Origin of the sequence: Streptomyces gardneri, from assembly GCF_006539185.1 — a bacterium.
Lineage (GTDB): Bacteria > Actinomycetota > Actinomycetes > Streptomycetales > Streptomycetaceae > Streptomyces > Streptomyces gardneri.
This window is the reverse complement of the sequence record NZ_BJMN01000029.1, coordinates 1-26328: the sequence shown is the minus strand read 5'-3', so window position 1 is coordinate 26328 and position 26328 is coordinate 1. Positions and strand designations below refer to the sequence as shown.

Annotated in this window: 30 protein-coding genes and 1 pseudogene; 14 read left to right on the top strand and 17 right to left on the bottom strand. The window is 71.4% G+C overall.

Going from position 1 to position 26328, the window contains the following annotated elements; translation table 11 throughout:
* Positions 1–337: 337 nt before the first annotated feature.
* Positions 338–716: pseudogene (locus SGA01_RS43125) on the bottom strand (tyrosine-type recombinase/integrase); the annotation flags it as partial.
* A gap of 268 nt (positions 717–984) precedes the next feature.
* On the opposite strand from SGA01_RS43125, the gene SGA01_RS22245 reads away from it, so the two are divergent.
* The 6 genes from SGA01_RS22245 (at position 985) to SGA01_RS22220 (ending at position 4578) form a co-directional block, all read left to right on the top strand.
* Complete coding sequence (locus tag SGA01_RS22245; protein ID WP_141298187.1) at positions 985–1482, top strand: hypothetical protein; 498 nt, start codon at positions 985–987, stop codon at positions 1480–1482.
* A gap of 83 nt (positions 1483–1565) precedes the next feature.
* On the top strand, positions 1566–2681 hold the full coding sequence (locus tag SGA01_RS22240) for a hypothetical protein (protein WP_141298186.1): 1116 nt from the start codon (positions 1566–1568) through the stop codon (positions 2679–2681).
* 120 nt (positions 2682–2801) lie between these two features.
* Positions 2802–2996, top strand: coding sequence for a hypothetical protein (locus tag SGA01_RS22235; RefSeq protein ID WP_141298185.1), 195 nt, complete (start codon positions 2802–2804; stop codon positions 2994–2996).
* A 257-nt stretch (positions 2997–3253) separates the two neighbouring features.
* Positions 3254–3673: a DUF6578 domain-containing protein gene (locus SGA01_RS22230; protein ID WP_141298184.1), complete on the top strand. Its 420-nt coding sequence runs from the start codon at positions 3254–3256 to the stop codon at positions 3671–3673.
* 14 nt (positions 3674–3687) lie between these two features.
* Positions 3688–3987, top strand: a complete 300-nt coding sequence (locus SGA01_RS22225; protein WP_141298183.1) for a hypothetical protein — start codon at positions 3688–3690, stop codon at positions 3985–3987.
* A 57-nt stretch (positions 3988–4044) separates the two neighbouring features.
* Positions 4045–4578, top strand: coding sequence for a DUF4231 domain-containing protein (locus SGA01_RS22220; RefSeq protein WP_229917560.1), 534 nt, complete (start codon positions 4045–4047; stop codon positions 4576–4578).
* 57 nt (positions 4579–4635) lie between these two features.
* Here SGA01_RS22220 and SGA01_RS22215 read toward each other — a convergent pair whose 3' ends face one another.
* Positions 4636–5085: a lamin tail domain-containing protein gene (locus SGA01_RS22215; RefSeq protein WP_141298182.1), complete on the bottom strand. Its 450-nt coding sequence runs from the start codon at positions 5083–5085 to the stop codon at positions 4636–4638.
* 125 nt (positions 5086–5210) lie between these two features.
* Between SGA01_RS22215 and SGA01_RS22210 the strand changes: the two genes are divergently transcribed.
* Positions 5211–6020: an MBL fold metallo-hydrolase gene (locus SGA01_RS22210; protein ID WP_141298181.1), complete on the top strand. Its 810-nt coding sequence runs from the start codon at positions 5211–5213 to the stop codon at positions 6018–6020.
* On the opposite strand, the gene SGA01_RS22205 is transcribed toward SGA01_RS22210, so the two are convergent.
* Positions 5962–6720 (bottom strand): GntR family transcriptional regulator, encoded by a 759-nt coding sequence (locus SGA01_RS22205; RefSeq protein ID WP_141298180.1) that lies wholly within the window; start codon positions 6718–6720, stop codon positions 5962–5964. The two genes, SGA01_RS22210 and SGA01_RS22205, sit on opposite strands and share 59 nt — an antisense overlap.
* Positions 6721–6907: 187 nt before the next feature.
* Between SGA01_RS22205 and SGA01_RS22200 the strand changes: the two genes are divergently transcribed.
* Complete coding sequence (locus SGA01_RS22200) at positions 6908–7132, top strand: hypothetical protein (RefSeq protein ID WP_055643782.1); 225 nt, start codon at positions 6908–6910, stop codon at positions 7130–7132.
* A gap of 59 nt (positions 7133–7191) precedes the next feature.
* Positions 7192–7452 carry a DUF2277 domain-containing protein gene (locus SGA01_RS22195; RefSeq protein ID WP_055643783.1) on the top strand — a complete coding sequence of 87 codons (261 nt, stop codon included), beginning with the start codon at positions 7192–7194 and terminating at the stop codon, positions 7450–7452.
* Here SGA01_RS22195 and SGA01_RS22190 read toward each other — a convergent pair.
* The 3 genes from SGA01_RS22190 to SGA01_RS22180 all read right to left on the bottom strand — a co-directional run bounded on the left by SGA01_RS22190 (position 7412) and on the right by SGA01_RS22180 (position 9551).
* A complete protein-coding gene (locus tag SGA01_RS22190; protein WP_141298270.1) occupies positions 7412–8035 on the bottom strand; it encodes a DedA family protein in 624 nt (207 codons plus the stop codon). The two genes, SGA01_RS22195 and SGA01_RS22190, sit on opposite strands and share 41 nt — an antisense overlap.
* Positions 8036–8196: 161 nt before the next feature.
* The gene (locus SGA01_RS22185) at positions 8197–8712 is read right to left on the bottom strand and encodes a DoxX family protein (RefSeq protein ID WP_141298179.1); all 516 of its coding nucleotides are present in this window, start codon (positions 8710–8712) and stop codon (positions 8197–8199) included.
* A 188-nt stretch (positions 8713–8900) separates the two neighbouring features.
* Positions 8901–9551 carry an HNH endonuclease family protein gene (locus SGA01_RS22180; protein ID WP_141298178.1) on the bottom strand — a complete coding sequence of 217 codons (651 nt, stop codon included), beginning with the start codon at positions 9549–9551 and terminating at the stop codon, positions 8901–8903.
* 221 nt (positions 9552–9772) lie between these two features.
* On the opposite strand from SGA01_RS22180, the gene SGA01_RS22175 reads away from it, so the two are divergent.
* The gene (locus SGA01_RS22175; protein ID WP_141298177.1) at positions 9773–10552 is read left to right on the top strand and encodes an ABC transporter permease; all 780 of its coding nucleotides are present in this window, start codon (positions 9773–9775) and stop codon (positions 10550–10552) included.
* Here SGA01_RS22175 and SGA01_RS22170 read toward each other — a convergent pair.
* Both SGA01_RS22170 and SGA01_RS22165 read right to left on the bottom strand, forming a co-directional pair.
* Positions 10530–11198, bottom strand: coding sequence for an HAD-IA family hydrolase (locus tag SGA01_RS22170; RefSeq protein WP_141298176.1), 669 nt, complete (start codon positions 11196–11198; stop codon positions 10530–10532). The genes SGA01_RS22175 and SGA01_RS22170 overlap by 23 nt on opposite strands.
* Before the next feature lie 143 nt (positions 11199–11341).
* A complete protein-coding gene (locus tag SGA01_RS22165) occupies positions 11342–12607 on the bottom strand; it encodes a peptidoglycan-binding domain-containing protein (RefSeq protein WP_141298175.1) in 1266 nt (421 codons plus the stop codon).
* 149 nt (positions 12608–12756) lie between these two features.
* On the opposite strand from SGA01_RS22165, the gene SGA01_RS22160 reads away from it, so the two are divergent.
* Together SGA01_RS22160 and SGA01_RS22155 are read left to right on the top strand one after the other, a co-directional pair.
* Positions 12757–14826 carry an MDR family MFS transporter gene (locus tag SGA01_RS22160; protein ID WP_141298174.1) on the top strand — a complete coding sequence of 690 codons (2070 nt, stop codon included), beginning with the start codon at positions 12757–12759 and terminating at the stop codon, positions 14824–14826.
* A gap of 96 nt (positions 14827–14922) precedes the next feature.
* Positions 14923–15753, top strand: a complete 831-nt coding sequence (locus SGA01_RS22155; protein ID WP_141298173.1) for a hypothetical protein — start codon at positions 14923–14925, stop codon at positions 15751–15753.
* Positions 15754–15776: 23 nt separating this feature from the next.
* On the opposite strand, the gene SGA01_RS22150 is transcribed toward SGA01_RS22155, so the two are convergent.
* Together SGA01_RS22150 and SGA01_RS22145 are read right to left on the bottom strand one after the other, a co-directional pair.
* Positions 15777–16262 carry a GNAT family N-acetyltransferase gene (locus SGA01_RS22150; protein ID WP_141298172.1) on the bottom strand — a complete coding sequence of 162 codons (486 nt, stop codon included), beginning with the start codon at positions 16260–16262 and terminating at the stop codon, positions 15777–15779.
* 29 nt (positions 16263–16291) lie between these two features.
* A complete protein-coding gene (locus SGA01_RS22145) occupies positions 16292–16633 on the bottom strand; it encodes an antibiotic biosynthesis monooxygenase family protein (protein ID WP_174867422.1) in 342 nt (113 codons plus the stop codon).
* 137 nt (positions 16634–16770) lie between these two features.
* On the opposite strand from SGA01_RS22145, the gene SGA01_RS22140 reads away from it, so the two are divergent.
* Positions 16771–17955: a serpin family protein gene (locus SGA01_RS22140; protein ID WP_141298171.1), complete on the top strand. Its 1185-nt coding sequence runs from the start codon at positions 16771–16773 to the stop codon at positions 17953–17955.
* Here the strand turns inward: SGA01_RS22140 and SGA01_RS22135 are convergent.
* The 3 genes from SGA01_RS22135 to SGA01_RS22125 all read right to left on the bottom strand — a co-directional run bounded on the left by SGA01_RS22135 (position 17952) and on the right by SGA01_RS22125 (position 21103).
* A complete protein-coding gene (locus SGA01_RS22135; RefSeq protein WP_141298170.1) occupies positions 17952–18632 on the bottom strand; it encodes an O-methyltransferase in 681 nt (226 codons plus the stop codon). The two genes, SGA01_RS22140 and SGA01_RS22135, sit on opposite strands and share 4 nt — an antisense overlap.
* A complete protein-coding gene (locus tag SGA01_RS22130; protein ID WP_141298169.1) occupies positions 18629–19750 on the bottom strand; it encodes a DUF2330 domain-containing protein in 1122 nt (373 codons plus the stop codon). Before SGA01_RS22130 ends, SGA01_RS22135 begins: the two co-directional genes overlap by 4 nt.
* A gap of 105 nt (positions 19751–19855) precedes the next feature.
* A complete protein-coding gene (locus tag SGA01_RS22125) occupies positions 19856–21103 on the bottom strand; it encodes a cytochrome P450 (RefSeq protein WP_055643794.1) in 1248 nt (415 codons plus the stop codon).
* Positions 21104–21332: 229 nt separating this feature from the next.
* Between SGA01_RS22125 and SGA01_RS22120 the strand changes: the two genes are divergently transcribed.
* Entirely contained in the window at positions 21333–22502 is a 1170-nt protein-coding gene (locus tag SGA01_RS22120; protein ID WP_141298168.1) for a steroid 3-ketoacyl-CoA thiolase, read from the top strand.
* Positions 22503–22597: 95 nt separating this feature from the next.
* On the opposite strand, the gene SGA01_RS22115 is transcribed toward SGA01_RS22120, so the two are convergent.
* The 4 genes from SGA01_RS22115 to SGA01_RS22100 form a co-directional block, all read right to left on the bottom strand.
* On the bottom strand, positions 22598–23722 hold the full coding sequence (locus SGA01_RS22115; protein ID WP_141298167.1) for an NAD(P)H-dependent flavin oxidoreductase: 1125 nt from the start codon (positions 23720–23722) through the stop codon (positions 22598–22600).
* A gap of 174 nt (positions 23723–23896) precedes the next feature.
* Complete coding sequence (locus tag SGA01_RS22110; RefSeq protein ID WP_055643797.1) at positions 23897–24298, bottom strand: aggregation-promoting factor C-terminal-like domain-containing protein; 402 nt, start codon at positions 24296–24298, stop codon at positions 23897–23899.
* Between the two features lie 285 nt (positions 24299–24583).
* Positions 24584–25477 (bottom strand): ECF transporter S component, encoded by an 894-nt coding sequence (locus tag SGA01_RS22105; RefSeq protein WP_141298166.1) that lies wholly within the window; start codon positions 25475–25477, stop codon positions 24584–24586.
* Positions 25474–26328: energy-coupling factor ABC transporter ATP-binding protein (locus SGA01_RS22100; protein WP_255325236.1), on the bottom strand; the 855-nt coding region annotated here is incomplete at its 5' end. The genes SGA01_RS22105 and SGA01_RS22100, both read right to left, overlap by 4 nt.

Below are 26328 nucleotides of genomic sequence, written 5' to 3'. Positions count from 1 at the left end.
AGTACGTGGATCGCCTGTCCGGACCGGTCCGGATCCAGGGTGGGGAGATGGAATCGGCAGGGATTACCCCCCCCGGTCGGGGACGCCTCGGACTATCGGCGGCCGTTCACGGACCGGCGCGAGGTGACATCCAAATCTGACATCAACGACGGTGGATGACAGCAGCCCTGCACGGCCCTTCGCGGTGAGCGCGAGCTGGGGCCGACCCTCGCCGACCGTGGTTCGCGCGAGCTTACAAAGCAGATGTCGGCGGTTCGAAACCGTCCGCGCCCACCAGTGCAAAGGCCCCTCGCCGATCATGGCGAGGGGCCTTTGACGGTAGTGGCTGACGGCAGTCCTACTCAGAACGGCGCCGTCGGAGCAGCCGGTCCATGTGTCCCATTGCCTCCCTCCGACGCTCGTCAGAAGCGTGCGAGTAAATGTTCATCGTCCCCGCGATCTGCGAGTGTCCCAGGATCTTCATCACCACCCGCGCCGGCACGCCTGCGGCGAACAGGAGCGTCGCGCGCCGTGCCGGGCGTCGTGCAGGCGGATGTGGGGGAGTCAGGCCGTCTCCGTGCTGCGCTGGAACGAACGGCTGAGGTTCATCGGCTCGACTGTGCGGCCGGTGCGCGTCGTGAAGACGTAGTCACTGTCCTGCCCCGCTGTGCGGCCTGGCGGAGCTGCTGCCGGCGCAGCTGCGGCATGCACATCCATGCAGGCTTTCGGACGGAGCGCCAGCAGGCATACAGATGCCATCGCATGAGACACCAGGCGAGCTTGCTGCTTCGCTGCAGTTTGGGTCGTTTACAGGAGCGCGTTCAGGGTGGCCTGTTTCAAGAGTATCTCCCTCAGATCGACCTCAACTCCGTAGGTGCATCAGAGCTGTTGTGTTTGTGTTGATCGCAGCGGAATGACCAGCCGCTTACATCTCAAGGGGGAAAGTCTCATGACATCGATCTCTCGTAAGGCCGCCCTGGCGGGGCCCTGGCTCTCGGAGCCGGGATGCTCATCGTTCCTCAGGCACAGGCCACGACGCCCGGAGAGGAAGCCTGCCCGCCGGACGTGTGGACCAAGGTCGTGCGGATCAAGTCCGGCTACGAGGACATCGGCCCTACCGCGGGAAAGAAGAGCGGCGGAGGGGGTACTTCTCGTCTGACCTACGCCATGACGACGACCACCGCGAAAGAAACCAAGTGGACCTCCGGACTGACCGGCAGCGCCTCCTGGGGAATTGCGAAGGTCGAGGCGTCGGTATCCCGCGACATCGTCAACAAGACCGAGAAGGGCGTGTCGGTGACCAACTGGATGGAGGTGCCCTCGGGTAAGTACGGCTACACCACCCCGAAGATCGAGCGGACCAACTACGTCGTCGAGCGCTGGCAGGACACCGCCAGCTGCGGCGCGAGGTTCCTCGGCAACGAAGGCAGCCTGGCCGCCATCACGGTCTACCCGTTCTTCTCGGAGTGCATCGCCAGCAGCCCTTGCACGCCTAAGCCGTAGCAGCACCGTGAGGGGGCCGATCTCACAGGATCGGCCCTCGCACGTGTCCGCCACGATCCGTCACACCGCGCCAAGGAGCCCCCATGACCGCAGCCACCCCCTGCCTCCGTGCCGCACTGCCATGGCTTACCAGTGCTGTCCTCGGCGCCCTGGTGCTGACCGGATGCAACAGCGACGAACCCCAGGCCGCGCCCCCGCGAGGCATCGTCCTGAACCTCGGAGGAAGCATCGGCGTCCTCGACGAGATCAACTCCCCCGTGAAGATCGCGGCGAAGCGTCCCGCAGAGGCCAAGCCGGACGAGGACATCTACACGCTCAACGAGCAGAGCCAGCTGTCCTCCGGCGAGATCGTCGGCATCGACGACGGCACCCTGGTCTCCCTGGATCCGGCCCGCCCCGAACGTGCCACCGTCCTCGGGCCCGCCGTGACCTGGTTCCCCTCTCAGCAGGAGCACAAGGCCTGGGCCGTCACCGAACAGCCAGCCACTACAGCGTGTGCGGGCGAGACCCTGCCCGAATCGGTGACCGCCCGCTACGCAGTACGGCAGCACGATCTTTCCGGACGGCCCGGGCCGGCAGGCTACACCCTTCCCTGTGGGATCCGGCCTCTGGCCGACAGCACCCAGGGCGTGATCGGTCTGCTCACCACGGCGGATGACCCCAGCACGGGCAACGCGAAGAAGGCGCGAACCGACGTCGTCCTCCTCGACGCGAAAACCCACCTTCTTACTCGCACACTGGCGAAGAACGCCTCTGTCGTCAGCACCGGGCCTTCACGGGTGATCTGGCGGCAGGAAGATTGTGAGCAGAACGGCTGCGTCACCGCCTACGACACCACGGCGAACAAGAACACCTCTCTGCCCGACTGCACCGCCGGCACCCCTGCCGGACGAGGCGTGATCTCCGCCGACGGACGGTGGTACGCCACAGCGCTCAACACCACCACCGCAGTCAATCACCTCGCAGTCCTCGACCTTGCCGAAGGCGGCTGCAAGGACCTGGGCCAGCAGGCAAACCTGACAGGGACCGACCTGGACGGGCCTTTGAAGGCCGCCTGGTCCCAGAACAACCTCCTCACCCTCGACACCACAAACGGCGCCCTCTCCAGCTTCGACGCCACATCCGGCCAGAAGACCGACCGCAAGTCGAACCTGTCGATCACCGGAACGGCGCAAATCTGGGGCACTCGCCTGAACTGACCCCATCCCATCAGATCCCGGCCCGTAGCTGTCCCTGACTGGTTTGCCGGGAAGGGACAGCCACAGGTCGCGGTTCCCAGCACTGAGCCTGGTGGGCGCGGACGGTTTTGAACCGAAGTCATGATGCAGTCCGACAAGCTGGACGCCATCGTGCCGGACCGGGCGGTCTGGTCGGGGATCTACGCGATTTCCGGGACCTTGGAGACGACTCTGCCCGAGGTGTTCATGCCCGACTACGCCGGCCGCCTGGAGCAGGCGAGGCAGCGTTTGTTGGAGGTCGTGGGCGGCGACGAGGATGACGAAGCGGGGGCGTGAAGGACTTGGAGACGCTCGGGTGCGCGGTTGCCGCCCTGGTGTGGGGTGGTGTCCCTGGTCCTACTCGCATGTGGGGTCGCCACAGTGCTGGTCGTCAGGTGGCGTCGGCGCGCTATTGCGGCTCTGGAGAGCGAAGAGCTGACCTTCGAAGCCGCCCCGGGCCGGGCTGACATCTCTTCCTGACATCACCAGTGCCAACGTCGGCCGTCCCGCCCGAGGTCCTCTTGGGTGTGGGGCGTTCGGCGGACAATGGCGGCATGACGCTGACGATTTGGGTCGATGACTGGCAGATGCAGTGCTGCGGAGAGAGCTTCGCGCCAGGGGATGTCGTCTCGTGGACCCTGTTGGAGGTCGATCCGGAGGAGTACGCCGACGTCGTCGGTGGCGAACGTGCGGAGGGGATCGACTTTCGCGAGGAGCATCACGGCCAGGGGGAGGGGTACGTACCCACTTCAGTGGAGGTGGTGTCGATCGTCGAGGTGCACTGCCGTTACGGGGTGCTCCCGGGTGCCACGGACAAGGTGAACCACCCCGTTCCGGGCACGACCGTACTGGTACCCGTTGAGAAGGCGGACGGGTGGGCGAAGGCCAGGGCGGACGTCAGATTTTCGGGCTACCTGGTGACCGCTCGGCGTGTCACAGATCTGACGGAAGGTGCGGCTGCCTTCGGTAGGTGAGGGAGGTGGCGGACATGGACCAGATCGAGCGGGCCGTCATCGTCAACCGGCCGTGTCCATCAGGGAAGTTCCCGGTCGATCATGGTCGGGGGCTTCTGTGTGTCGTACGGTCGTGGCGGTGCTGTGGGTGTGGTGGGGGTGTCTTGGTGGGGCGGGACTGGGATGACGACAGTGAGTACCGGGCGGCCGTGCGGCGTACGCGGGTGCTGATGGGGATCGGGCTGGTCGTCGCCCTCTGCGTGGTCGGGGTGGTGGCTCTGGGTGTGCTCGGGGTGTCGCTCTTTGCGGATCTCGTGGAGATCCTCGGCGGGTAGGCGGGCCCCGTTGGTGGGAAGTTGACGTGGGGCTGACCCGGCCGGTGTACTCCGGGCATGGCTGACGTGGGGGACGCGCCCGAATCCGTGGTGCAGGGCGGCGAGATGACGCCGCAGCGGTACATCGAGACCAGGCTCGCGCAGTACCAGGAGTGGTACGACGTCAAGGCGACCCGGATGAAGGCGATGCATCTGCGGATGCGGACCGTGTCCGTCGTCGGTGGGGCGCTCGTGCCGGTGTTCGTGAATGTGGACCTGGCGTTCGCGCGGGTCACGGCCACCGTGCTGAGCGTTGTGGTCGTCGCCGCCGTGTCGCTGGAGAGCGTGTACCGGTACCGGGAGCAGTGGAAGAACTACCGGTCGACCGAGCAGCTGCTCGGGCACGAGCGGGTCTACTTCGAGACCAAGGTGGGGCCGTACCACGGGCTGTCGAGGCGCGAGGCCTTCTCCGCGCTCGTCGCCCGGGTCGAGCGGGCCATCGCCGGCGAGAACTCGGCGACCTTGAACGTGATGACGCTCGGCGGGCAGGTCAATGCCGATGTGGCGCAGCATGGTGTTCCCGCCGCTCGGCAGGAGGCGGAGCCTTCCTGAGGCGGCCGAGGGCCCCGGGATCGACGGGGCCCTCGGTTCGTCAGGGGTGGTGTGGCGTCAGCACCACTTGTAGTCGACTCGCGTCGAGTTGTACGAGCAGCTGTCGACCCACGTGCCGTTCGCCTTGCGCAGCGTCGCCGTGTCCTTGTCGTTGTTCCAGACGTACCAGCCACGGTTCTGGTAGACGTTCGTGGAGCTGTTCGTGCCGCGGCCCGTGCGGACCGTCACGATCTTGCCCTTGCCGAGGGTGAAGTTGCCGAAGGTGTACTTGTGGTTGGCGGCGTCCCGTACCGTCCAGCCCCGCAGGTTCACGGCGGCGCCGGTCGTGTTGCGTATCTGCACGTACTCGGCGTTGAGGCTCGTGTTGGCGCCGCGGTCCGAGCCCGGGCTGTCGTAGTAGATCTTGTACAGGTGGACCGAGCCGGCGGCCTGGGCCGGCGAAGGCAGCAGCAGAACGCCGGAAGCGGCGGCCGCGGTCACGGCCGCGAGCGTGCGTGCACGAAGCATGAATGTCCCTCAGTTTCTGCCGGGCACCCGCCGATGGGGCCCGGCGAGCACACAGGATACGCACGCTCTTCACCTCTTCGGCACAAGTTCGGTCAGGGCAGTGGGTGGAGGCCTAGGGTGGGGGCATGGGTTCTGACGTCTTGCGGATCACCGTCCTCGGGTCCGCCACCCCTTACCCTCGGCCCGGCAACCCCTGCTCCGGCCATCTCGTCGAGGGCGGCGGCGTCCGCGTCTGGGTGGACGCCGGGACCGGAACCCTCGCCGAGCTCCAGCGGCACGTCGCGCTCGGCGAGGTCGACGCCGTCTGGATCTCGCATCTCCACGCCGATCACAGCGCCGATCTGCTCACCGCCTACTACGCCCTGCTGTACGCCGGACTCGACGTGTCCGTGCCCCTGCCCCTCTTCGGGCCCGCCGGCATCGCCGACCGGCTCGCCGGCTTCCTGACCAACGGGCCCGAGCGCAGCCCCGTCGAGCAGGCCTTCGCCGTCGAGGAGTTGTACGACGGGCACGTCGCCGCCGTCGGCGGGCTGACCCTGAGGTCGTGGGCCGTCGAGCACGGCGGTCCGGATGCCTTCGCCCTGCGTGTCGAGAGTGAGAGCGGGCTTTCGTTCGTCTACTCCGGGGACTGTGAGCCCTGTCCCTCCCTCGTCGAACTCGCGCGGGGCTGTGATCTGTTCGTCTGTGAGGCCGACGGGGAGGTGCCCGGGCATCATTCCGCGGCGCAGGCCGGGCGGAGCGCTGCCGCCGCCGGTGTCGGGCGGCTCGTCGTGACCCATGTGGGGTCCGGCGTCGAGCCCGACGAGGCCGTCGCGCTCGCCGCCGCCGAGTTCCCCGGCCCGGTCGCCCACGCCGACCCCGGCGCGCGGTTCGAGGTCACGCGTCGAAGTCGTACTCCAGGACGTACGACGACGAGTCCAGCGTCATCTCGTTGAGCTCCACCGCGACCCCGTGCCCGGTGAACGCCGTCCGCCCGATCAGGACCACCGGAGTACCGAACTCCAGGGCGAGCCGGTCCGACTCGTCCGCCGTCGGCATCCGGCAGCGGATCTCCTCGCGGAAGCGCACCGGCCGGTGCCCCAGCTCGGTCAGCCGGGCGTAGGTGCCTCCCGGACCCGTGTCCCGCTCCGTGATCGGCGTCCCGCGCACCAGCTCCGCGGAGAGGTACGAGACCGAGAGCAGCACCGGCTTGGCGTCCAGGACGAAGCGGCGGCTGCGGACGCAGACGGGCGCGCCCGGCGCGAGGTTCAGCGCCCCGGCGACCCGGGCCCCGGCCGCCGTCTCCGCCACCTCGATCTGGTCGACGACCAGGTCCCGGTCCTCCACGTCCGCCGACCAGACCGAGCGGCCGCTGCCCCAGCGGTCCCCGGCGAGGCGCGGGATGCCCCGGCGGCGCAGCGGGCGGAAGACGCGGACGAAGACCCCGGCGCCCTTGCGGGCCTCGGCGAGGCCTTCGTTGCGCAGGACGGAGAGGGCCTGGCGCGCCGTCATCCGGGCCACTTCGTAGGTCGACATGAGGTCGTTCTCGCCGGGGAGCCGGTCACCCGGCGCGAAGGCGCCTGACTGGATCGCGGTTCTCAACTCGTCGGCGATGCGCTGGTACTTGGGCCGACGAGCGCTGTCCTGGTCAGTCACGGGTGGACCACTCCCTTCATCTGCGGGACACCCTACGGCGCACCCCCGGGCCGGAGTGCACACGTGTGCGCCGTCCCGCCGGGTCGATCCATCCATCGGGGGACATCTCTAGAGATACGTTGACAGGGCGGGGTGACCCCGCTTCTCTGGTGGTCCCCAGTTTCAGGATTCGGTACGGAGGGGATGCGTGCAGCCACTGCCGGAGGTCGGTGACCTCGTCCGTGACACCGCCACCGGGCGGGTCGGTTTCTATGTGGAGAGCGCCTCCGGACGCTTGCGGATCCGGGCCGTCCACGGTGGCGTCGAGTGGGACGCCGAGCCCGCCGACGTACAGCTCGCCACGCCCCTGCGCGAGCTGCGGGCCCGCGCCGCCGAGATCAACGCGCGCAGTCGGCGTGGTCTCGGGGCGTGAGGGTGTGGCGGCCGCCGGGGGTCGCGGCGATTGTCAGTGGGGCGCGCCACACTGGAAGCATGTGCCGCAGCATCAAGACGCTCCGACCGCCCGCGCTGCCCGAGGAGGCGACCGAGGAGGACTTCCGCGCCGCCGCCCTGCAGTACGTCCGCAAGGTCTCCGGCTTCCGCGCGCCCGCCGCCCACAACCGCGAGGTCTTCGACCGCGCCGTGGACGAGATCGCGGACGCGACCGCGAGACTCCTCGCCGGCCTGGAGGTGCGCGGGGCGCACCCCGCCGTCACGAGACCGGTGCGGGATCCCCAGCCGGACGCCGTATGAGGTACGCGGCCAGGCCGCCCGCCAGGAAGAGCGCGAGGGTCGACACCCCCGCGCTGAACCAGGTCGCGCCCAGCCACTGCCCGCCCAGCCAGCCGAGGCCCACGCTGTAGGAGGCCCAGGTCACGCCCGCGAGCGCCGACCACGGCAGGAAGTCCTTGATCCTCCGCTTGGCCGCGCCCGCGCCCAGGGAGACCACGGAGCGGCCCGCCGGGGCGAAGCGTGCGAGCACCACGAGCAGCCCGCCGCCCCGGGCCAGCGCGGTGCCGAGACGTTCCTGCGCCAGGGAGAGGCGCCGGGAGCGGGCGATCGCCCGGTCCAGCCTGGCGCCGCCCCGTCGGGCCAGGCGGTACGCCAGGAAGTCGCCGAGGACGGAAGCGGTGGCCGCGCAGAGGAGCAGCGGGAGGACCGAGGGCACGTCGGGTGAGGCCGCGGTGGCCGTCGCCGCGGCCGTGGCGGCGGTGATCACCAGGAAGCCGCTCGGCAGCACGGGCAGGAAGACGTCGAGCAGGATCGACGCCGCCACCACCGGGTAGATCCACGGGCCGGCGGTCAACGACCGCAGCGAGCCGAGGCTGTCGAGCAGATTCACAGGGCCAGAGCCTACGCGGGGGTGGGGTGGGCCCTGCCGGGCGGGTGCCGGGGGAAGGGGACGGGCGCGGTGGGGGTTCGCGCGCGGCCCGTGTTCCGTACGGGAAAGGCCGGAAACCGTCCTCCGGTTTCCGGCCCGTTCCTTCGATACGGGGCTCAGGCCGCGATCGGCGCGCCCTGCTTCTCGTGCTCCTGGCCGGTCTTCGCGGCGCCCGCGCCGCCCCGGGCCCCGAAGAGGCCGTCGAGGGCCAGTGCGCCCGGGCCGGTGAAGACGAGCAGGGCGAGGGACCAGCAGAACAGGGCCGCGGTCTCGCCGCCGTTCTGCAGCGGGAAGAGGGCCTCCGGCTGGTGGACCTTGAAGTACGCGTACGCCATCGAGCCCGAGGCGAGGAACGCGGCGCTCCGGGTGCCGAGGCCCGCCAGGACCAGGACGCCGCCGACGAGCTGGATGACGGCCGCGTACCAGCCCGGCCAGGTCCCGGCCGGGACGGTGCCGCCGCCCATCGCGCCGCCGAGGACGCCGAAGAGCGAGGCCGCGCCGTGGCAGGCGAAGAGCAGGCCGACGACGATCCGGAAGAGGCCGAGCGCGTAGGGCTGGGCCTGGTTCAGGCGGCCTATGAGGTTGTTCGAGCTGTTGTTGGTCGAGCTGATGTTGGTCGAGCTGTCGTTCATGGGGGTGACTCCTTCGGCCTGACCCGGTCCGTGGGGAGGACAGGGCGTGGGGGACGGAAACCGACGAGGCCGCAAGGTTAGGCACCCCTCACCAGTACTTGCAAGTTCAACATTCGGCCACCGGGGAGTGTGTGGCGAGGCTCACTCCCCGGGGCCGCTGTGGTGACGGTGGTTCAGGAGGTGAGTGGTCAGCAGCCGTTGAGCACGGACTGCAGGGCGCTCTTCTCGGCGGAGTCGATGCTGAGGTTCCAGTGGTACTTCACGTGCACCCAGGCCCGGGCGTACGTACAGCGGTAGGCCGTGCGCGAGGGCATCCACTCCGCCGGGTCCAGGTCGCCCTTGGCCTGGTTGACGTTGTCGGTGACGGCTATCAGCTGCGGCCGGGTCAGGTCGTTCGCGAAGGCCTGGCGCTGCGCGGTGGTCCAGGCGTTCGCGCCCGAGCGCCAGGCCTCGGACAGGGCGACGACGTGGTCGATGTCGAGGTCGGAGGCGGCGGTCCAGGTGGCGCCGTCGTACTCGGAGTACCAGCTGCCGCTGACGGAGGCGCAGGCGGAGTCGGTGACGACGTTCACGCCGTCGCGCTTGAGGACCGTCTCGCGGGTGTTGCACGCCCCGGACTGGGTGATCCAGTGCGGGAAGAGATCCCGGCTGTAGCCGGAGGAGGAACCTTCCGCCTTGACCGTGAGGGCGGCGAGGTAGGTACGGGCGGTGGCTGCGCTGACAGGGGTCGGCATCGCGGCCTGCGCGGCCGGTGCCGTGGCGAGGAGGCCGGTGACGGTGAGGGCGGCGGAGGCGGCCAGTACAGCGAGTCGACGCGCGTAGATCATGCCGACGGGCATGTGAACTCCCTTGAGATGGGGGGACCTTGGCGGGGTGCCGTCCCCTGTGGGGGTGCCGGGCGCTGGCCCGGTCATCGTGGCGGCGCGAGGTTTCCTTGCGGGGTGCGCCAGGTAACAGGGTGGCGACATGGGCACGTCACATCAAGGGGTGGAGGGGGCCTGATGGAGCAACAGATTCCGCGCGGCCCCGTCGCGTTGCGGCAGGGCCCTACTGTGGCCGTGTGCTTCTGGACGTGAACGTCACCTTTGGGGCGGTACTCGCCGTCCTGCTCGCCCTCGCCGCAGGCGTCGTCGCCCTCGCGCACCTCGGCCGGGCCCGCGACACCCTGCTCGCCGGCGCGCGCGCCGCCGTCCAGCTGGTCGTCGTCTCGCTCGTGATCGGGTGGGTCGTCCGCTCCGTGCCGCTGCTGCTCGGCTTCCTGCTCCTGATGTACGCCGTGGCGGTACGGACGGCGGGGCGGCGGGTCGTGCCCGCGCCGGGGCGCGGCTGGTGGTGGGCGGGCGTGCCGATCGCCGCCGCCGTGGCGCCGGTGGTCCTCGCGCTCGTCGTCACCGGCCTCGTGCCGGTGAAGGGGATCACGCTCGTCCCCGTGACCGGCATCCTCGTCGGCGGCGCGCTCACGGCCACCGTCCTCGCGGGGCGGCGCGCGCTCGACGAGCTGGAGACGCGGCGGGGCGAGGTGGAGGCGGGTCTTGCGATCGGGCTCGTCGAGCGCGAGGCGCGGCTCGAGGTGGCGCGGAAGGCGGCGGCGGACGCGCTGCTCCCCGGCATGGACCAGACGCGCACGGTGGGTCTCGTCACGCTGCCGGGGGCCTTCGTGGGCATGCTGCTCGGCGGCGCGTCACCGCTGCACGCGGGCGCCGTCCAGCTCTTCGTGCTCATCGCGCTGCTCGCGGTGCAGGCGGTGGCCGCCGCGACCACCCTGGAGCTGGTCGCGCGCGGCCGGATCGCCCGGGCGGCGGCCGGGGAGGCGGAGCCTATGCCAGGGCGGTCAGGGTGATCGTGCCGTCGGGTGCGGCCTCGACCCGCAGGCGGGTGAGGTCCTCGACGTGGATGTCGGGGGCGAAGGCCGCCGCGCGCGGGCCCACGCCCACGATCCGCATGCCGGCCGCGCGGCCCGCCTGGATGCCGGCCTCGGAGTCCTCGAAGACGACGCAGTCCGCCGGGGCGAAGCCCAGCTCCGCCGCACCCTTGAGGAAGCCCTCGGGGTCCGGCTTGCTCGCGCCGACGGACTCGGCGGTGACCCGGGTCGCGGGCATCGGCAGGTCGGCCGCACCCATCCGCGCCTGGGCGAGGGCCTCGTCGGCCGAGGTCACCAGGGCGAACGGCAGCGCGGCGATCGCGGCCATGAAGGCGGGGGCGCCGGGGACGGGCACGACGCCGTCGAGGTCGGCGGTCTCCTCGGCGAGCATCAGCCGGTTGTCGGCGTGGTTCTCCTCCATCGGGCGGTCCGGGAGGAGGACGGCCATCGTCGCGTACCCCTGGCGGCCGTGGACCACCTTGAGGACGGCGTCCGCGTCGAGGCCCTGGCGCTCGGCCCAGCGGCGCCAGCAGCGCTCGACGACGGCGTCGGAGTTGACGAGGGTGCCGTCCATGTCGAGGAGGAGGGCGCGGGCGGTGAGCTGTGCCGGGGTGGTGGCAGCCATCGGGTCTCCAGGGAGGGGTGCGGAGAACGAAGCGGTCCCGCCCGCCGGTCAGGGAGTACGGGCGGGGCCACTTTGTTTTTGTACGATACAAAACCGGAGGCCGTCTTGGCCAGCCGGTCCCGCCCGCAGCGGCGCCCGTCCCGTCAGAGCCAGGTGCTCCGCTCCAGCGCCTCACGCGTGGAAGGGCCGTAGACGCCCTTCGGGTCGTCCTCGATGAACATCCAGGACTGGTAGTTCTTCACCGCGCGCCAGACCCCCTGTCCGTACTCCCCGTCGATGGGGCCGTGGTACGCCCCCGCGAGCGTCAGGCGCTGCTGGAGCTCCTCCACATCGGGACCGCTGGAGCCGTAGCTCAGCGTCGTCGCGGACTCCTCGGTCTCTCCCGGCTCCTCCGGCTGCGCCGGCTCCTCGGGCGGCTGAGACGCGGGCGGGGCCGTCGTCGGGGCGCTCGTCGTCGGCGCCGCGGTCGTCGGGGCGGCGGTGGTGGCGGCCGGCGGGGCCGCCGCGCCGGTCGTGGCGCTGGGGGACGGGGTGGTCGGGGAGGCGGAGGGGGTGGATGTGGCGGACGGGGAGGCGGACGTGGTCGTCGCGCGTACGGACGGGGACGACGAGCTCGGCTCCGGGGTCTCGGAGGAGGCCGAGGGGGACGGGGCCTCGGACACGGCGACGTTCAGGGACGCGCTGGTGGTGATCTCCAGGCCGGTCGCCCGGTCGTCGCCCTCGTCCCCGCCGCCGAGAACGGCCGCCGCGAGGGCGGCGGTGCCGACGACCGCGACGGCGGCCACCGCGGCGACGACCATGCCGCGCCTGCGCCCGCGCGCCGACGTGCGGTCGTCCGCCGGGTCGGCGACGCGGCCGATGCCGTGCAGCAGCAGGGGCATCGTCTCGGAGGGGTCGCCCGCGCGGTCCGCGTGGCCGTCCGCGGCGTGCGGATCGGCGTACGGATCGGCATGCGTGCCGGCGTACGTGTCGGAGTGCGGATCGGCGTACGTGCCGGAGTGCGGGTCGGAGTGCGGATCGGTGTACGTGCCGGAGTGCGGGCCCGGCAGCGCCTCTGTCGGATGAGTCGACGCGGCCGGGTACGGGGTCGCGGCCGGGTACGGGGTCGTGGGGCCGTCCGGGCGGATCGCCGCCAGCTGGGTCGTCGGCGGATCCTCCGCCGCGTAGTTCCCCGAGACGCTCGCGGGTCCCGCGGATCCCGAGAGCCCCGCGGATCCCGCAGGCCCCCCGGACCCTGAGAGCTCCGCAGGCCCCCCGGCCCCCGCGGTCCCCTCGGGCTCCGCCGCGTCCAGCGTCACGTACGGCCTGATCCGCAGCGGATCGAAGTCCTCGGCCGCCGCTATCTCCGCCTGGGCGCAGGCGCAGCCAGGTCTGTGTACACCGCATTCAGGACAGACGTGTCCGGTCATGATGGGTCCCCTCCCCGAGACAACTGCGAGCGATTATGCAGCCCGCCCCTGTTCGAGGGGTGAACGGCACCTCGCGCCGGCAGGCCATATCGGGACATTCGGATCAGGATGGAGGAGTTGTCCGAGGAAAGGCCCGAGGAGACGCGCCCATGGCCCAGGAAACGAGCCCTTCCCAGCTCGGCGGCGATCCCGTGCCGGGGGAGGGGCAGAAGCCCCGCACGGTGCTCGTCGCGATCGGTGCGCTCCTGCTCGGCATGCTGCTCGCCGCCCTCGACCAGACCATCGTCTCCACCGCCCTGCCGACCATCGTCAGCGAACTCGGCGGCATGGAGCACCTCTCCTGGGTGGTCACCGCCTACCTGCTGGCGTCCACCGCGGCCACCCCGCTCTGGGGCAAGCTCGGCGACCAGTACGGCCGCAAGAAGCTCTTCCAGGCCGCCATCGTCCTTTTCCTCATCGGCTCCACCCTCTGCGGCATCGCCCAGAACATGCCGCAGCTCATCGCCTTCCGCGCCGTCCAGGGCGTCGGCGGCGGCGGCCTCATCGTCCTGTCGATGGCGATCGTCGGCGACCTCGTCTCCCCGCGCGAACGCGGCAGGTACCAGGGCCTCTTCGGCGCCGTCTTCGGTACCACCAGCGTCCTCGGACCGCTGCTCGGCGGCCTCTTCACCGAGCACCTCTCCTGGCGCTGGGTCTTCTACATCAACCTGCCGATCGGCATCGTCGCCCTCTTCGTCATCGCCGCCGTGCTCCACATCCCGGTGCCCTCCACCCGGCACACCATCGACTACCTCGGCACCTTCCTCATCGCCTCGGTCGCCACCTGCCTCGTCCTGGTGGCCTCCCTCGGCGGCAGCACCTGGGCCTGGGGCTCGGCGCAGATCATCGGCCTCGCCGTCCTCGGAGCCGTACTCCTCGTCTGGTTCGTGTACGTCGAGCAGCGGGCCGCCGAACCCGTCCTGCCCCTGAAGCTGTTCCGGATCCGGACCTTCACCCTGGTCTCGGTCATCAGCTTCGTCGTCGGCTTCGCGATGTTCGGTGCGATGACCTACCTCCCGACCTTCCTCCAGGTCGTGCAGGGCGTCACCCCGACCATGTCCGGCGTCCACATGCTGCCGATGGTCCTCGGCATCTTCATCACCTCGACCGCCTCCGGCCAGATCGTCTCCCGCACCGGCCGCTGGAAGATCTTCCCCGTGGCGGGCACCGGTCTCACGGCGCTCGGGCTGCTCCTCCTCAACGGACTGACGGTGACCACGTCCACCTGGGAGATGAGCGTCTACTTCCTCGTCTTCGGCGCCGGCCTCGGCCTCGTGATGCAGGTCCTCGTCCTGGTCGTCCAGAACGCCGTCTCCTACCAGGACATCGGCGTCGCCACCTCCGGAGCCACCTTCTTCCGCTCCATCGGCGCCTCGTTCGGCGTCGCCGTCTTCGGCACCGTCTTCACCAACCGGCTCACCCACACACTCGAGGACGTCTTCGCGAGCGCGGCGAGCGCCGGGGAGGAGCTCCCGCCAGGCGCGGGCCCCGAGCAGGTCGCCGCCGACCCGCGCGCCATCGCCGAGCTCCCGCCCGAACTCCGCCCCTCCGTCCTTCACACGTACGCCACGTCCATCACCGAGGTCTTCCTGTACGCGGTACCCGTCGTCCTCGTCGCCTTCGTCGTCGCCTGCTTCCTCAAGGAGGACAAGCTGCGCGGCGCGGTCACGGCGTCCGACACGAGCCAGACCCTCGCCTCGAACCCCGTCGAGCGCTCCTCGCGCGACGAGTGCGCCCGCGCGCTCTCCGTCCTCGGCTCCCGAGAGGGCCGCAAGGCGATCTACGAGAAGATCACCGCCCGCGCCGGGCTCGACCTGCTGCCCGCCGCGAGCTGGCTGCTCCTGCGGATCCGCCGCCACGGCACCGTCGAACCCTCCCTGCTGGCCGAGACCACCCCCGTACCGCTGTGGGTGATCACGGAGGCGTCCCGGCAGGTCGAGGATTGCCGGTTCGCCACCCGGGAGGGGGTCCAGCTGCTGCTCACCGAGGAGGGCCTACAGGCCGCGGCGAAGCTGTCCACGGCGCGGGAGGAGTCGCTCGCCGAACTCCTCGGCGACTGGTGGGGACCCGACCGGCCCACCGACCTCGTGAAGCTGGTGGAGGAGCTGACCTCCGAACTGAACGGCTCCGACGGGGAGCGTCCGCGCTCGCCCGAACCGCCCGGCAACCACCGCGCTTAGGTCGTAACTCGACGGCTGGAAACCCTCTATGACGGCGGCTCAGAGTCGCTCAGTAGGCTGTCCCCTCCAAGATCGCATCACAGGGGGATGGGCAGGATGAACAGCGAAGATCCACGTCACGCGAACGGTCCGTACGGCGGGAACGGTTACGGCGGGCAGGGTGGCCAGGGCGGCTACGACGGGCACGGCGGACCCGGCGGGTACGTGGCGAACGGCGCGTACGGTACGCAGATACCGACCCCTCCGGCCCGCGCGAGCTCGCACCGAGGGGCCTGGATCGGCGCGGGAGCCACGCTGGTGGCGGCGGTCATCGGGGTCGTCGGCACCTACCTGGTGAGCAGCAGCAAGAACGACAACACGAACCCCGCACCGCCCGCCGCGCAGGGCCCGGCGACCGAGACCACCAGTCCCGGCGAAGAGGTCCAGGGCGGCGACAAGGCTCCCTCGGACTCGTCGGAGAGCCCGGAGGTCACCCAGTCCTCGGAGGTCTCGGAGGCCGCGGAGTCCTCGGAGCCCCCGGCTCCCGTGACCCCCTCCGGGAAGCCGGCCGGCACCGTCGAGTGGCAGGGCGCCCTGGCACTCACGTACGCGGAGAACAAGGACCTGGACTCCACGCCCCCCGTCCACTCCGAGATCAACGCGGAGAACGACGTCTCCATCTACACGTTCGGCACGTCCCCGAGGATGCAGCTCGGGAACGGGGTCAAGTCGCTGGTGTGGAAGGACGCGTCGAAGGTGCCCGCGTACGCGGACTGCGCCGGTGTCGTCGACACCCTGGGCACCTCGACGGAGGTGAAGCTGAAGACGGGCCTGGCCCTCTGCGTGAGCACGAACGACGGGCGGCTCGCCCGGCTCACCGTCAAGGAACTGAGCGGTCTGGCCTCCGACACGACCGGCATCTTCGACGTCGTCGTCTGGAGCCGCTGAGCCCTCGGCAGGCGACTCCTCGGTCAGAGCTCCTTGCCGTACCAGACGTCCATGTACGGGCCCGAGCAGTACGCCGGGATGTCGACGTACCCGTGCCGGGTGTACAGGGCGCGTGCCTCGACCAGGTCCAGGCGGGTGTTGAGGACCATCCGGCGGGCGCCGAGGCCGCGCGCCGCGTCCTCCAGCTCGTCGAGCAGGGCCCCGGCCCCGCCCAGGCCGCGGAAGGCGTGGCGCAGGAAGACCCGGGTCAGCTCGGCGCGCTCGCCGTCGAGCAGCAGGACCCCGCCGCAGCCGGCCGCCTTGCCCTCGTACCGTGCGACGAGGAACTGCCCGGTCGGCGGGGTGAGCAGCTCGACCCCGTCGTTCGTGAGCCCGTGGTCGATCTCCTCGGCGGTCGCGGGCCGCTTCCAGTACCGGCTGGCGACGTCGTCGTAGTAGTCGCGGCGCAGGGCGGCGGCGTCCGGGGTGTCGACGCGCTCGGGGGAGAAGTTCCAGGTCATGCGCGCCATTGTGCGGCGCGCACGACCCGGGGCGCAGCTCAGTTCTTCGGGGACGCCTGCTGGACGACCTCGAACGACCAGAGGGTGGACCCGGTGGCGGCCGGCTTCGGCCGCTCGCCGCCCTCGCCGCCCGCACCGCTGCCGCCGCCCCCGTGCGCGGCCTTCATGGAGCCGTTCATCCAGTTCTGGAAGTCCTCCTCGCTGCGCCAGCGGGTGTAGACGAGGTACTGGTCGGTGCCCTCCAGCGGACGCAGCAGCTCGAACCACTCGAAGCCGTCGGAGCCCTCCACGGCCCCGGCGCGGGAGGCGAAGCGCTGCTCCAGGACCTCGCGCTGCTCGGCCGGAACGGTCAGGACGTTGATCTTCACCACGCTGGGCACTCGACACCTCTCAATACGTACGTATGTGTCTGCAGTCTCCTACACCGACCTGTCGGGACGGAGTGAGGTCCGCTCCCCGGCGCGGTCATGATGGTCCCGACACATGCGGGACGGGCGGGGCGAACAGGGGGCGGGACATGGCCGGGTTCGAGTCGGCGGCAGATGCGGGCGCGGTACGGGAGCTGGCGGCGCGGTGGCTGCCGCGGCTCGGGGACGGGGACTTCGTCGTGTCGCCGGTCGGGTTGTGGACGGCCCTCGGGGCCGTCGCCTCCGGGGCGCGGGGACGGACCGCGGAGGAACTGGCGGGACTGCTCGGGGTCGAGGGGGAGGCCGCGGCCCGTGCCGTGACCGAGGCCCGGCGGTGGCTCGGCGGGACGGACGGGGTCGCGGTGGCGACCGGGGTGTGGAGCGCGGTGCCGGTGCTCGACTCCTTCCGGCGGGGGCTGCCCGGGGTCGGGTTCGGGACGCTGCCGGGTGCCGGGTACTCCGGCCTCCCCGACGCGGTCTTCGGGGCGACGGACGACATGTCCTTCGGCGACATTCCTGACGCGCAGGAGGAGATCGACGCGTGGGTCCGGGCCGCCACCGGCGGGCGGATCCCGCGGCTGCCGCTCGCCCTCGAAGGGTCCGAGGACCTCGTCCTGGTCAACGCCCTCGCCCTGAAGGCCTCCTGGCTCACCGCCTTCCCCGGGCACCTCACCAGCGACGAGCCTTTCACCGACGGGAACGGCGACACCCGGCCGGTACCGACCATGCGGCAGCGGATTCCCGCCGGGTGGGTGTGGCGCGTGGGCGGCGGGACGGTCGTCGTCGAGCTGCCCTGTGCCGGGGCCGGGAACGGTGACGACGGTGGCGGGAGCCGGAGCGCTCGGGTGCGGTTCGTGCTGGGGGCGGAGGGCGACGGGCCCGGTGCCGTGCTGCCCGCCGCCTGGGCCGGGGCCGGTGAGCGGGTGCCGCTCGTGGCCGACTCGGTCGATCTCGCGCTGCCGCGCTTCACGCTCCGGACCAAGACGCTGGTCCACCGGCAGCTCGGCGCCCTCGGCGTCCGCCTCGCACTGGGGGCCGAGGCCGACTTCTCCGGGATCTCCGCCGCCGACCTGTGCATCGACAAGGTCGTGCAGGAGGCGGTGGTCGAGATCGCCGAGGAGGGCGTCGAGGCGGCGGCCGTCACCCAGGTGACGATGACCCGAAGCGCAGCCGCGCCCCGCCCCACGGTGGTGGAGCGGATCGCCTTCGACCGCCCCTTCGGCGTCGTCGTCCTCGACGCCTCGGGCGAGGTGCCGTTGTTCGTGGGCTGGCGGCGGAGCGCGCCCGAGCGTTAGCCGACGACGCGGGCCAGCAGGAGGCCGTCGTGACCCTTCGTGCCGACCGTCTGGAACGCGGTCGCGTCCAGGCGGGGTTCGCGGGCCACCAGTTCGAACATCTCGCGGGTGCCCGTGATCGCGGGGTCGTCCGGATGCGCGGTGGCGACCTTCCCGCCGCGTACGACGTTGTCGACGATGATCAGCGTGCCCGGGCGGGAGAGCTTCAGCGCCCATTCCACGTACCGCGGGTTGTTGACCTTGTCGGCGTCGACGAAGACGAGGTCGAAGGGGCCCGCGCCCTCCTCCTCCAGGCGCGGCAGGCTGTCCAGGGCCGCGCCCGTGCGGACCTCGACGAGCTTGTCGAGGCCGGCGCGGGCGATGTTGGCGCGGGCGACGTCCGCGTGGGCGGGGTCGTACTCCAGGGTGATCAGCCGGCCGTCGGCGGGCAGGGCGCGGGCCAGCCAGATCGTGCTGTACCCGCCGAGGGTGCCGATCTCCAGGATGTTCCGTGCGCCCTGCGCCGCGGCGAGCAGGTGCAGCAGCTTGCCCTGGTTCGGGGCGACCGCGATCTCGGGCAGGCCGGCCGCCGTGGACGCGGCGAGCGCGCCGGTCAGCGCCTCGTCGGCCGGGGCGAGCAGTTCGGTGATGTAGTGGTCGACTTCGCTCCACGCAGGGTTCGCCTGAGGGTTCGTCATGCAGTCGAACGTACACCCGGGGTGGGGTGCGAGCGGCGCCTCGACGCCCGTACGGCGAGGAGAGTCGCCGCCGTCGCGAGCAGTGCGCCGCCGCCGACCGTCACGAGCCATGCCGGGATGTCGTCGCCGATCGTCAGCAGGCGGTCGGTGTAGACGACTTCGCGGTACGGGGTGTCGGCGACCGTGCGGAGGTGGTGGTCGTCGTCGATGCGGTCCGGGTGGGGGAACTTCTGTTCCAGGGCCGTCAGATGGACGGGGGCGCCGCCGGTGAGCCGGGCGAGGGCGGCGTTCTCGTCGCCGGCGATCCGGCCCGCGAAGGTCACCTCGGGGCGGTCGCCGCCGATGGGGGAGCGGGGCTCCATCCGGTGGTCGGCGAGGACGTACAGGCCGAGGGTCTGCGGTGTCCTCGCGAGGCGGGACAGTCGCATGGGGTAGACGAGCTCGGGGGAGGCGAAAGTGATCCGCAGCGGGGACAGCTTGCCGGAGAGGGAGGCGCCCTTCTCCTGCGGGGCGAGGCGGACGGCGACGTACTCCCACTTCCGGTCGACGTACGGCTGGAGCGCGCCGGGGAGCCGCTCGGGCAGCTCGAAGCCGTTGGCGTGCAGCCAGTCGCCGAGCGCGTCGGGGTCGGTGGCGGTCAGCCGGGCCACGTCGAAGGGGCCGAGCCGCTCGCGGCCGACGACGCCTACGCCGGGGGCCGCGCCGGGCGCGGCGGCGCCGGCCCCGTCGCCGTACGAGGTGTCGAACGGCCAGTCGCCCTCACGGGGCCAGAAGTAGTACCGGTCGCGTTCCTCGGGCGCGGTGAGCGATTCGAGCGCGTCGAAGAGGGCCGGGTCGCCGAGGTCGACCTCGGCCCGGCTCGGCACCGGCATGATCCAGGCGGCCCGCCGGGCGTTCCCGTGGACGTTGAAGCGCATGACGACGGTCTCGGTGCGGCCGTCCCAGCGGACGGCCGACTCCTCCCGGTCGACGCCGATGCGCTCGGAGCTGTCCGGGATCATCGCGCCGCAGCCGCAGGCGTACGCCGGTGCGACGAGCGAACCGAGCTGGAGCGCGAGCAGCGCGATGAGCGTGGTCAGGATTCTGGTGGCCGGATTGCTTCTCTGTGTCCCCCGCATGTGGGGTCGGACGCGGCCGGTGCCGTTCCGGTTCCGGCCGCTCACCGCTCCGGGGACACCGGCCGTGCCCGGCCGCGCACCGCTCTTGGGACCGGCCGCGCCCGGTCAGGCCGACGTGCGGACCCTGAGTTCTTTCACCCCGTTCAGCCAGGCCGCCCGCAGCCGGCGGGGTTCGCCCGCGAGCGTGAGGTCGGGCATGACGTCCGCGACCGCGTTGAAGATCAGGTCGATCTCCTTGATCGCGAGCGCCTTGCCGAGGCAGAAGTGCGGTCCGCCGCCGCCGAAGCCCAGGTGCGGGTTGGGGTCGCGGGTGATGTCGAAGCGCTCGGGCTCGGTGAAGACCTCGGGGTCGTTGTTGGCGGAGGAGTAGAAGATGCCGACGCGGTCGCCCGCGCGGATCTTCTGTCCGCCGATCTCGGTGTCCTGGGTCGCGGTCCGCTGGAAGGAGACCACCGGGGTCGCCCAGCGCACGATCTCCTCGGCGGTGGTCGCCGGCCGCTCCCGCTTGAAGAGTTCCCACTGGTCGGGGTGGGTGAGGAAGGCGTGCATGCCGTGGCTGATGGCGTTGCGCGTGGTCTCGTTGCCGGCGACGGCGAGCAGCAGCACGAAGAAGCCGAACTCGTCGGAGGAGAGGTTGCCCTGGCCTTCGGCGGCGACGAGCTGGCTGACGATGTCGGCGGCCGGGCACTCCTTGCGGGCCGCTGCCATGTTCATCGAGTAGCCGATGAGTTCCATGGCGGCCTCGGCGCCGATCTCCTCGGTGATGGCGTACTCGGGATCGTCGTACGCGATCATCTTGTTCGACCAGTCGAAGATCCGGGACCGGTCCTCCTGGGGGACGCCGATGAGCTCGGCGATGGCCTGGAGGGGCAGTTCGACGGCGACCTGGGTGACGAAGTCGAAGGTGCCGTCGGGGCCGGCGCTCTGCCGGGCCTCCTCGGCGATGGCGCGGGCGCGGTCGCGCAGGGCGGCCTCCAGGTTCCGGATCGCCCGGGGGGTGAAGCCGCGCTGGACGATCTGGCGGACCCGGGTGTGCTCGGGCGGGTCCATGTTGAGCATGATCATCTTCTGGACCTCGATCTGGTCCCGCGTGATGTGCTCGTTGAAGCGGATCACGGCGGTGTTCGCGTTCGAGGAGAAGAGCTCGGGGTGCGTCGAGACGTACTTGACGTCCGCGTGACGGGTGACCGCCCAGTACCCCTCGTCCTCGAAGCCCGTGATGCCGGCCGGCTGGGGGCACCACCACACGGGTGCGGTCTGCCGCAGCTGGGCGAACTCCGGGAAGGGTATGCGTGCACGGAGCAGGTCGGGGTCGGTGGCGTCGAACCCTTCGGGGAGATGGGGGCAGGGCATCGGCAACACGCTCCATTATCTGATGGCCCATCAGAAACTGCCGGGAAAGTTAGTAACGACTTCGCCAAGTAGCAAGAGGCGGGGCGAGAACTGTTGCGGCCCGGACCCTTGCGTACCCGGGGTAGCAGTCATAAGACTGCACTCAGAACTAGAACGCGTACTAGTTCCCCGTGACGCCGACCGGGCGAGGTGCCGGGACACCCCGACCGGTCGAGGAGAGGACGAGCTCATGGCCGCGGAACCCGTCATCGTCGAAGCCGTACGCACCCCCATCGGCAAGCGCGGAGGCGCGCTCGCCAACCTCCACCCCGCCTACCTCCTGGGCGAGACCTACCGTGAACTCCTCGGCCGCACCGGCATCCACGCCGACTGCGTCGAGCAGATCGTCGGCGGTACGGTCACCCACGCCGGCGAGCAGTCCATGAACCCGGCGCGCACCGCCTGGCTCACCATGGGCCTCCCCTACGAGACGGCCGCCACCACCGTCGACTGTCAGTGCGGTTCCTCGCAGCAGGCCAGCCACATGGTCGCCAACATGGTCGCGGCCGGCGTCATCGACATCGGGATCAGCTGTGGCGTCGAGGCCATGTCCCGCGTCCCGCTCGGTTCCGGTTCCAAGCACGGCCCCGGCAAGCCGTTCCCGGACGAGTGGAACGTCGACCTGCCCAACCAGTTCGAGGCCGCCGAGCGCATCGCCCGCCGTCGCGGCCTCACCCGCGAGCGCGTCGACTCCCTCGGCCTCCTCTCCCAGGAACGGGCCGCGATCGCCTGGGCCGAGGAGCGGTACAAGCGTGAGACCTTCGCCGTCCAGGTCCCCACCACGGAGGCCGAACAGGCGGCGGGGCAGGGCATGTGGCGGCTCGTCGACCGCGACGAGGGGCTGCGCGACACCAGCATGGAAGGCCTGGGCCGGCTCAAGCCCGTCATGCCGACCGCCGTCCACACCGCCGGGAACTCCTCCCAGATCTCCGACGGAGCCTCCGCGATCATGTGGGCCTCGAAGCGCATGGCCCGCGCCCTCAAGCTCCGCCCGCGTGCCCGCATCGTCGCCCAGGCCCTGGTCGGCGCCGACCCGCACTACCACCTCGACGGACCGGTCGACGCGACCCGCGCGGTGCTCGGCAAGGCCGGCATGTCGCTCAAGGACATCGACCTCGTCGAGATCAACGAAGCCTTCGCGTCCGTGGTGTTGAGCTGGGCGCAGGTCTTCGACCAGGACCTGGAGAAGGTCAACGTCAACGGCGGCGCGATCGCCCTCGGCCACCCGGTGGGAGCCACGGGCGCGCGGCTCATCACCACCGCCCTGCACGAACTGGAGCGCACCGACAAGGAGTTCGCGCTCATCACCATGTGCGCGGGCGGCGCGCTGGCGACCGGCACCATCATCCAGCGGCTGTAGGGCGAACGCGGCCCGCCCTCGGGGCCGGGCCGCCGTCCGGAAGCGGCTTCCTCGTCAGGCCGGGAGCCCGCGTCACGCCGGGAGCGGCTTCCCCGTCAGGCCGGGAGCCGCTTCCGTGCGTCCGTGACCAGGTCGGCGAGGTACGTCTCCGCCGACGGGGACTCCTGGGCCAGGGCCGCCGCCTGCCCGGCCCACAGGTTCACGTACTCGGGGCGGTCCTGCTCGGCGGCGGCCCGGCGGATCGGCTGCATCAGGGCGTTCTGCACGGGGTACGGCGGCACATGGTCCTCGTGGGCCGCCATGTCCAGGACGAAACGGTTCGGGATGCCCCGGGCCGTGCGCCCGGAGAAGAGCCGGGTGAGCACGGTCGTCCGGGACTCCGCGGTGCCGAGGGTCCGCCGGTGGGCCTCGCTCGCCCCCGATTCCCGGGTGGCGAGGAAGCCCGTGCCGATCTGGACGGCGTCCGCGCCGAGGGCGAGCGCGGCGGCGATCCCGCGCCCGTCGGCGATCCCGCCCGCCGCGACCACGGGAACGGTGACCGCGTCCGCCACCTGTGGGACGAGGGAGAAGGTGCCGACCAGGGACTCCCGTACCGGACGGAGGAAGGCGCCCCGGTGACCGCCCGCGTCGCTGCCGGAGGCGACGACCGCGTCCACCCCCGCCCGCTCCAGGGCCACGGCCTCGTCGACGGTCGTCGCCGTGCCGACCACGACGATCCCGCGCCGCCGGGCCTCGGCGGCGAGACGGCGCGGCGGCAGGCCCATGACCAGGCTGATCACGGGCGGGGCCGCCGCGAGCAGCGCGTCCAGCTGCTCGTCGAAGTCCGGCCACGCCCGTACGTCCCCGGCGCTCGGCGGCCGGACGCCCAGCTCCTCGTAGTACGGCCGCAGGCGCTCGACGTGCTCCGCCGTCATCCGATCCGCGGCGGCGAGGGCCTCGGCCTCACCCTCCTGCGGGACCCAGAGGTTCACGGCGAACGGCCGGCCGGTGGCGGCGCGGAGCCGGGCCACGAGCGCGGTGATCTCCTCGGGGGTGTGGATGTGGGCCCCGTACGAGCCGAGGCCGCCGCCCTCGGAGACGGCGGCCGCGAGCGCCACGGAGGACAGGCCGCCGCCGAAGGGTCCCTGGACGACGGGGAGCGCGGTCCCGACGAGCTCGCCGAAGCGGCCGGGGCCGAGGGGGTGCCGTTCGGCGGCGGGCGGGGTGGGTACTGCGGACATGGGGCAGCCTCCGGCGTCGCGGCGGGATCCGGGTCCGCCGACACCAAGGACACTAGACGACCGGTCTACTAAATTTCCACGTCTGCGGGATCTCCACCCCGGAAAACGCCGCAGGCCCCGCCCCTCCGAGCGGAGGGCGGGGCCTTGCGGGTGCGCTGTGCGGCGGCGGGACTCTTAGTACCAGCCGTTGGCCTGCCAGAACGCCCAGGCGGCGTTCGGGGAGCCGTAGCGCTCGTTCATGTAGTTCAGGCCCCACTTGATCTGCGTGGCCGGGTTGGTCTTCCAGTCGGAACCGGCCGAGGACATCTTCGAGGCCGGCAGGGCCTGGACCAGGCCGTAGGCGCCGCTGGAGGAGTTGGTGGCGGAGGGGTTCCAGCCGGACTCGTGCGAGACGATCTTGCTGAAGGCCGCGTACTGCGAGGCGGGGACGATGTCACGAGCGAGCTCCTGCGGGCTGGCGGCCGAAGCCGAGCCCGTCGTGCCGAGCACCGCACCCGACGCACCCAGCAGCACGGCTGCGGTGGCGGCGAAGGTCTTCTTGCGGGCGGCGACACGAGTGGTGAGCGAGCTGATCAACGTTTCTACCTAACTTCGGGAACAAGGGCCGCGCCGGGCGATTTCGGCAAGCCGGAACCAGAGCCCGGGAGACCCGGAAACTGGGGGAACCGGCCGTCCGAGGCGCTGTGGTGAGCACCGGCTGCCTGGCGACGTCCACTACAAAACCAGGGCCCGGGCATCGACGCAACGACCCCCTGTACGAGGAAGGTTCGGACCCGGGCGGAAAGGCCCGGGGGGTGGGGTTGGGATGTTTCCGCAGGTCATAGCGGGATGTGGGGCGGTTTGGGTGGGTCTGCCCGACTACTATTTCGGCTCGTACGTGACGTAGGTCCTGTGGGCCGCCTCACCCGGAGCGCCCTTTTTCGGGCCTTCGAATGTGACCTGGGCCTCGAAGTTCGCCCGGCGAGTGGCACGGCGCAGGGCCTTCAGAAGCGTGGATCCGATGGTGAGGGTGAGGACGACGGTCAGGGCGGCGCGGCCGAGGTCCCAGCCGAGGGAGGTGGCGACGACGTAGGCGAGGAAGCGGACGAGGTTCTCGTGGGGCGGAGCGCCGGGTACGAAGTAGATACCGCCGCTTCCGTCGCCCGCGGCGGCCTCCTGGCCCCCGATGGTCACCCAGCCGTACAGGTTGGTGATCGTGCCGTACGCGAACGCCGCCACGAAGCCGTACGCGGCGAGCATCAGCCGCTCACCCCGGCCCCGGAGCCTCTCAGGTGCCGGCAGCAGCCCGGCCCCCATCGTGAACCAGCCCATCGCGAGCATCTGCGTCGGCATCCAGGGGCCTACCCCGCCCGTGAGCAGGGCCGACGCGAACATCGTCACCGAGCCGAGGACGAAACCGAAGCCCGGCCCGAGGACCCGGCCGCTCAGCACCATCAGGAAGAACATCGGCTCCAGGCCCGCCGTACCCGCCCCGAGCGGGCGGAGCGCGGCCCCCACGGCGGCGAGCACCCCCAGCATCGCGATCGCCTTGGCGTTCATCCCGCAGTCGGAGATCGTGGCGATCACGACCGCGATCAGCAGCGGCAGCAGAGCGGCGAAGAGCCACGGAGCGTCTGCCGAGTGCGTGGTGACGGCCGAGGACGCGTCCGCGAAGAGCGGCCAGCAGATGCCGACGATCCCGATGAAGGACACCAGGACGAGCGCGGCGACCGAGCGCGGGCCGAGCCGGACGGGGCGGGTGCCGGTGTGCTTCACAGCGCCGCCTCCACCTGTTCGACCGTGAGCCAGTGCTGCGGCGCGAGGATCTTGGCGACCTGCGGGGAGAAGGCGGGGGAGGAGACGACGACCTCGGCGGTCGGGCCGTCCGCGACCACCTCGCCGTCCGCGATGATCACCACCCGGTGCGCCAGCTCCGCCGCAAGCTCCACGTCGTGCGTGGCCAGCACGATCGCGTGACCGTCCGCCGCGAGCGCGCGCAGGTGCGTGACGAGCCGGGCCTTGGCCGCGTAGTCCAGACCGCGCGTCGGCTCGTCGAGAAGGAGGAGGGGAGGGCGGCCGGTCAGGACCACGGCCAGCGCGAGCGCGAGCCGCTGCCCCTCGGAGAGGTCCCGGGGGTGCGTGTCGTCCGCGACCCCCGGCAGCAGCTCGGAGACCAGGTCCCGGCAGGTCCCGGGCGGCGCGCCCGCGTCCGCGTCGGCTGCCGCGCACTCGGCGGCGACGGTGTCCGCGTACAGCAGGTCCCTGGGCTCCTGCGGGACGAGGCCGACCTGGCAGATCAGCTCGCGGGGGGTGGTGGTGTGGGGGGTGCGGCCGGCGACGCGGACGGTGCCGGTGGTGGGCGCGATCATGCCGACGAGGGTGGAGAGGAGGGTGGACTTGCCCGCGCCGTTGCGCCCCATGAGGGCGAGGGTCTCGCCTGCGGCGACCTGGAGGTCGATGCGGCGGAGGGCCTCGACGCGGCCGCGTCGCACGCCGAGTCCCTCGGCGAGGACGAGGGGGGTGTCGGGGGTGTGGGGGGTGTGGGGGGTGTCGGTGGTGTCGGTGGTGGGGTGGGTGCGGCGCCGTAGGAACGGGAGGATTCCCCCACCCCGCCCCTTCCCGAAACC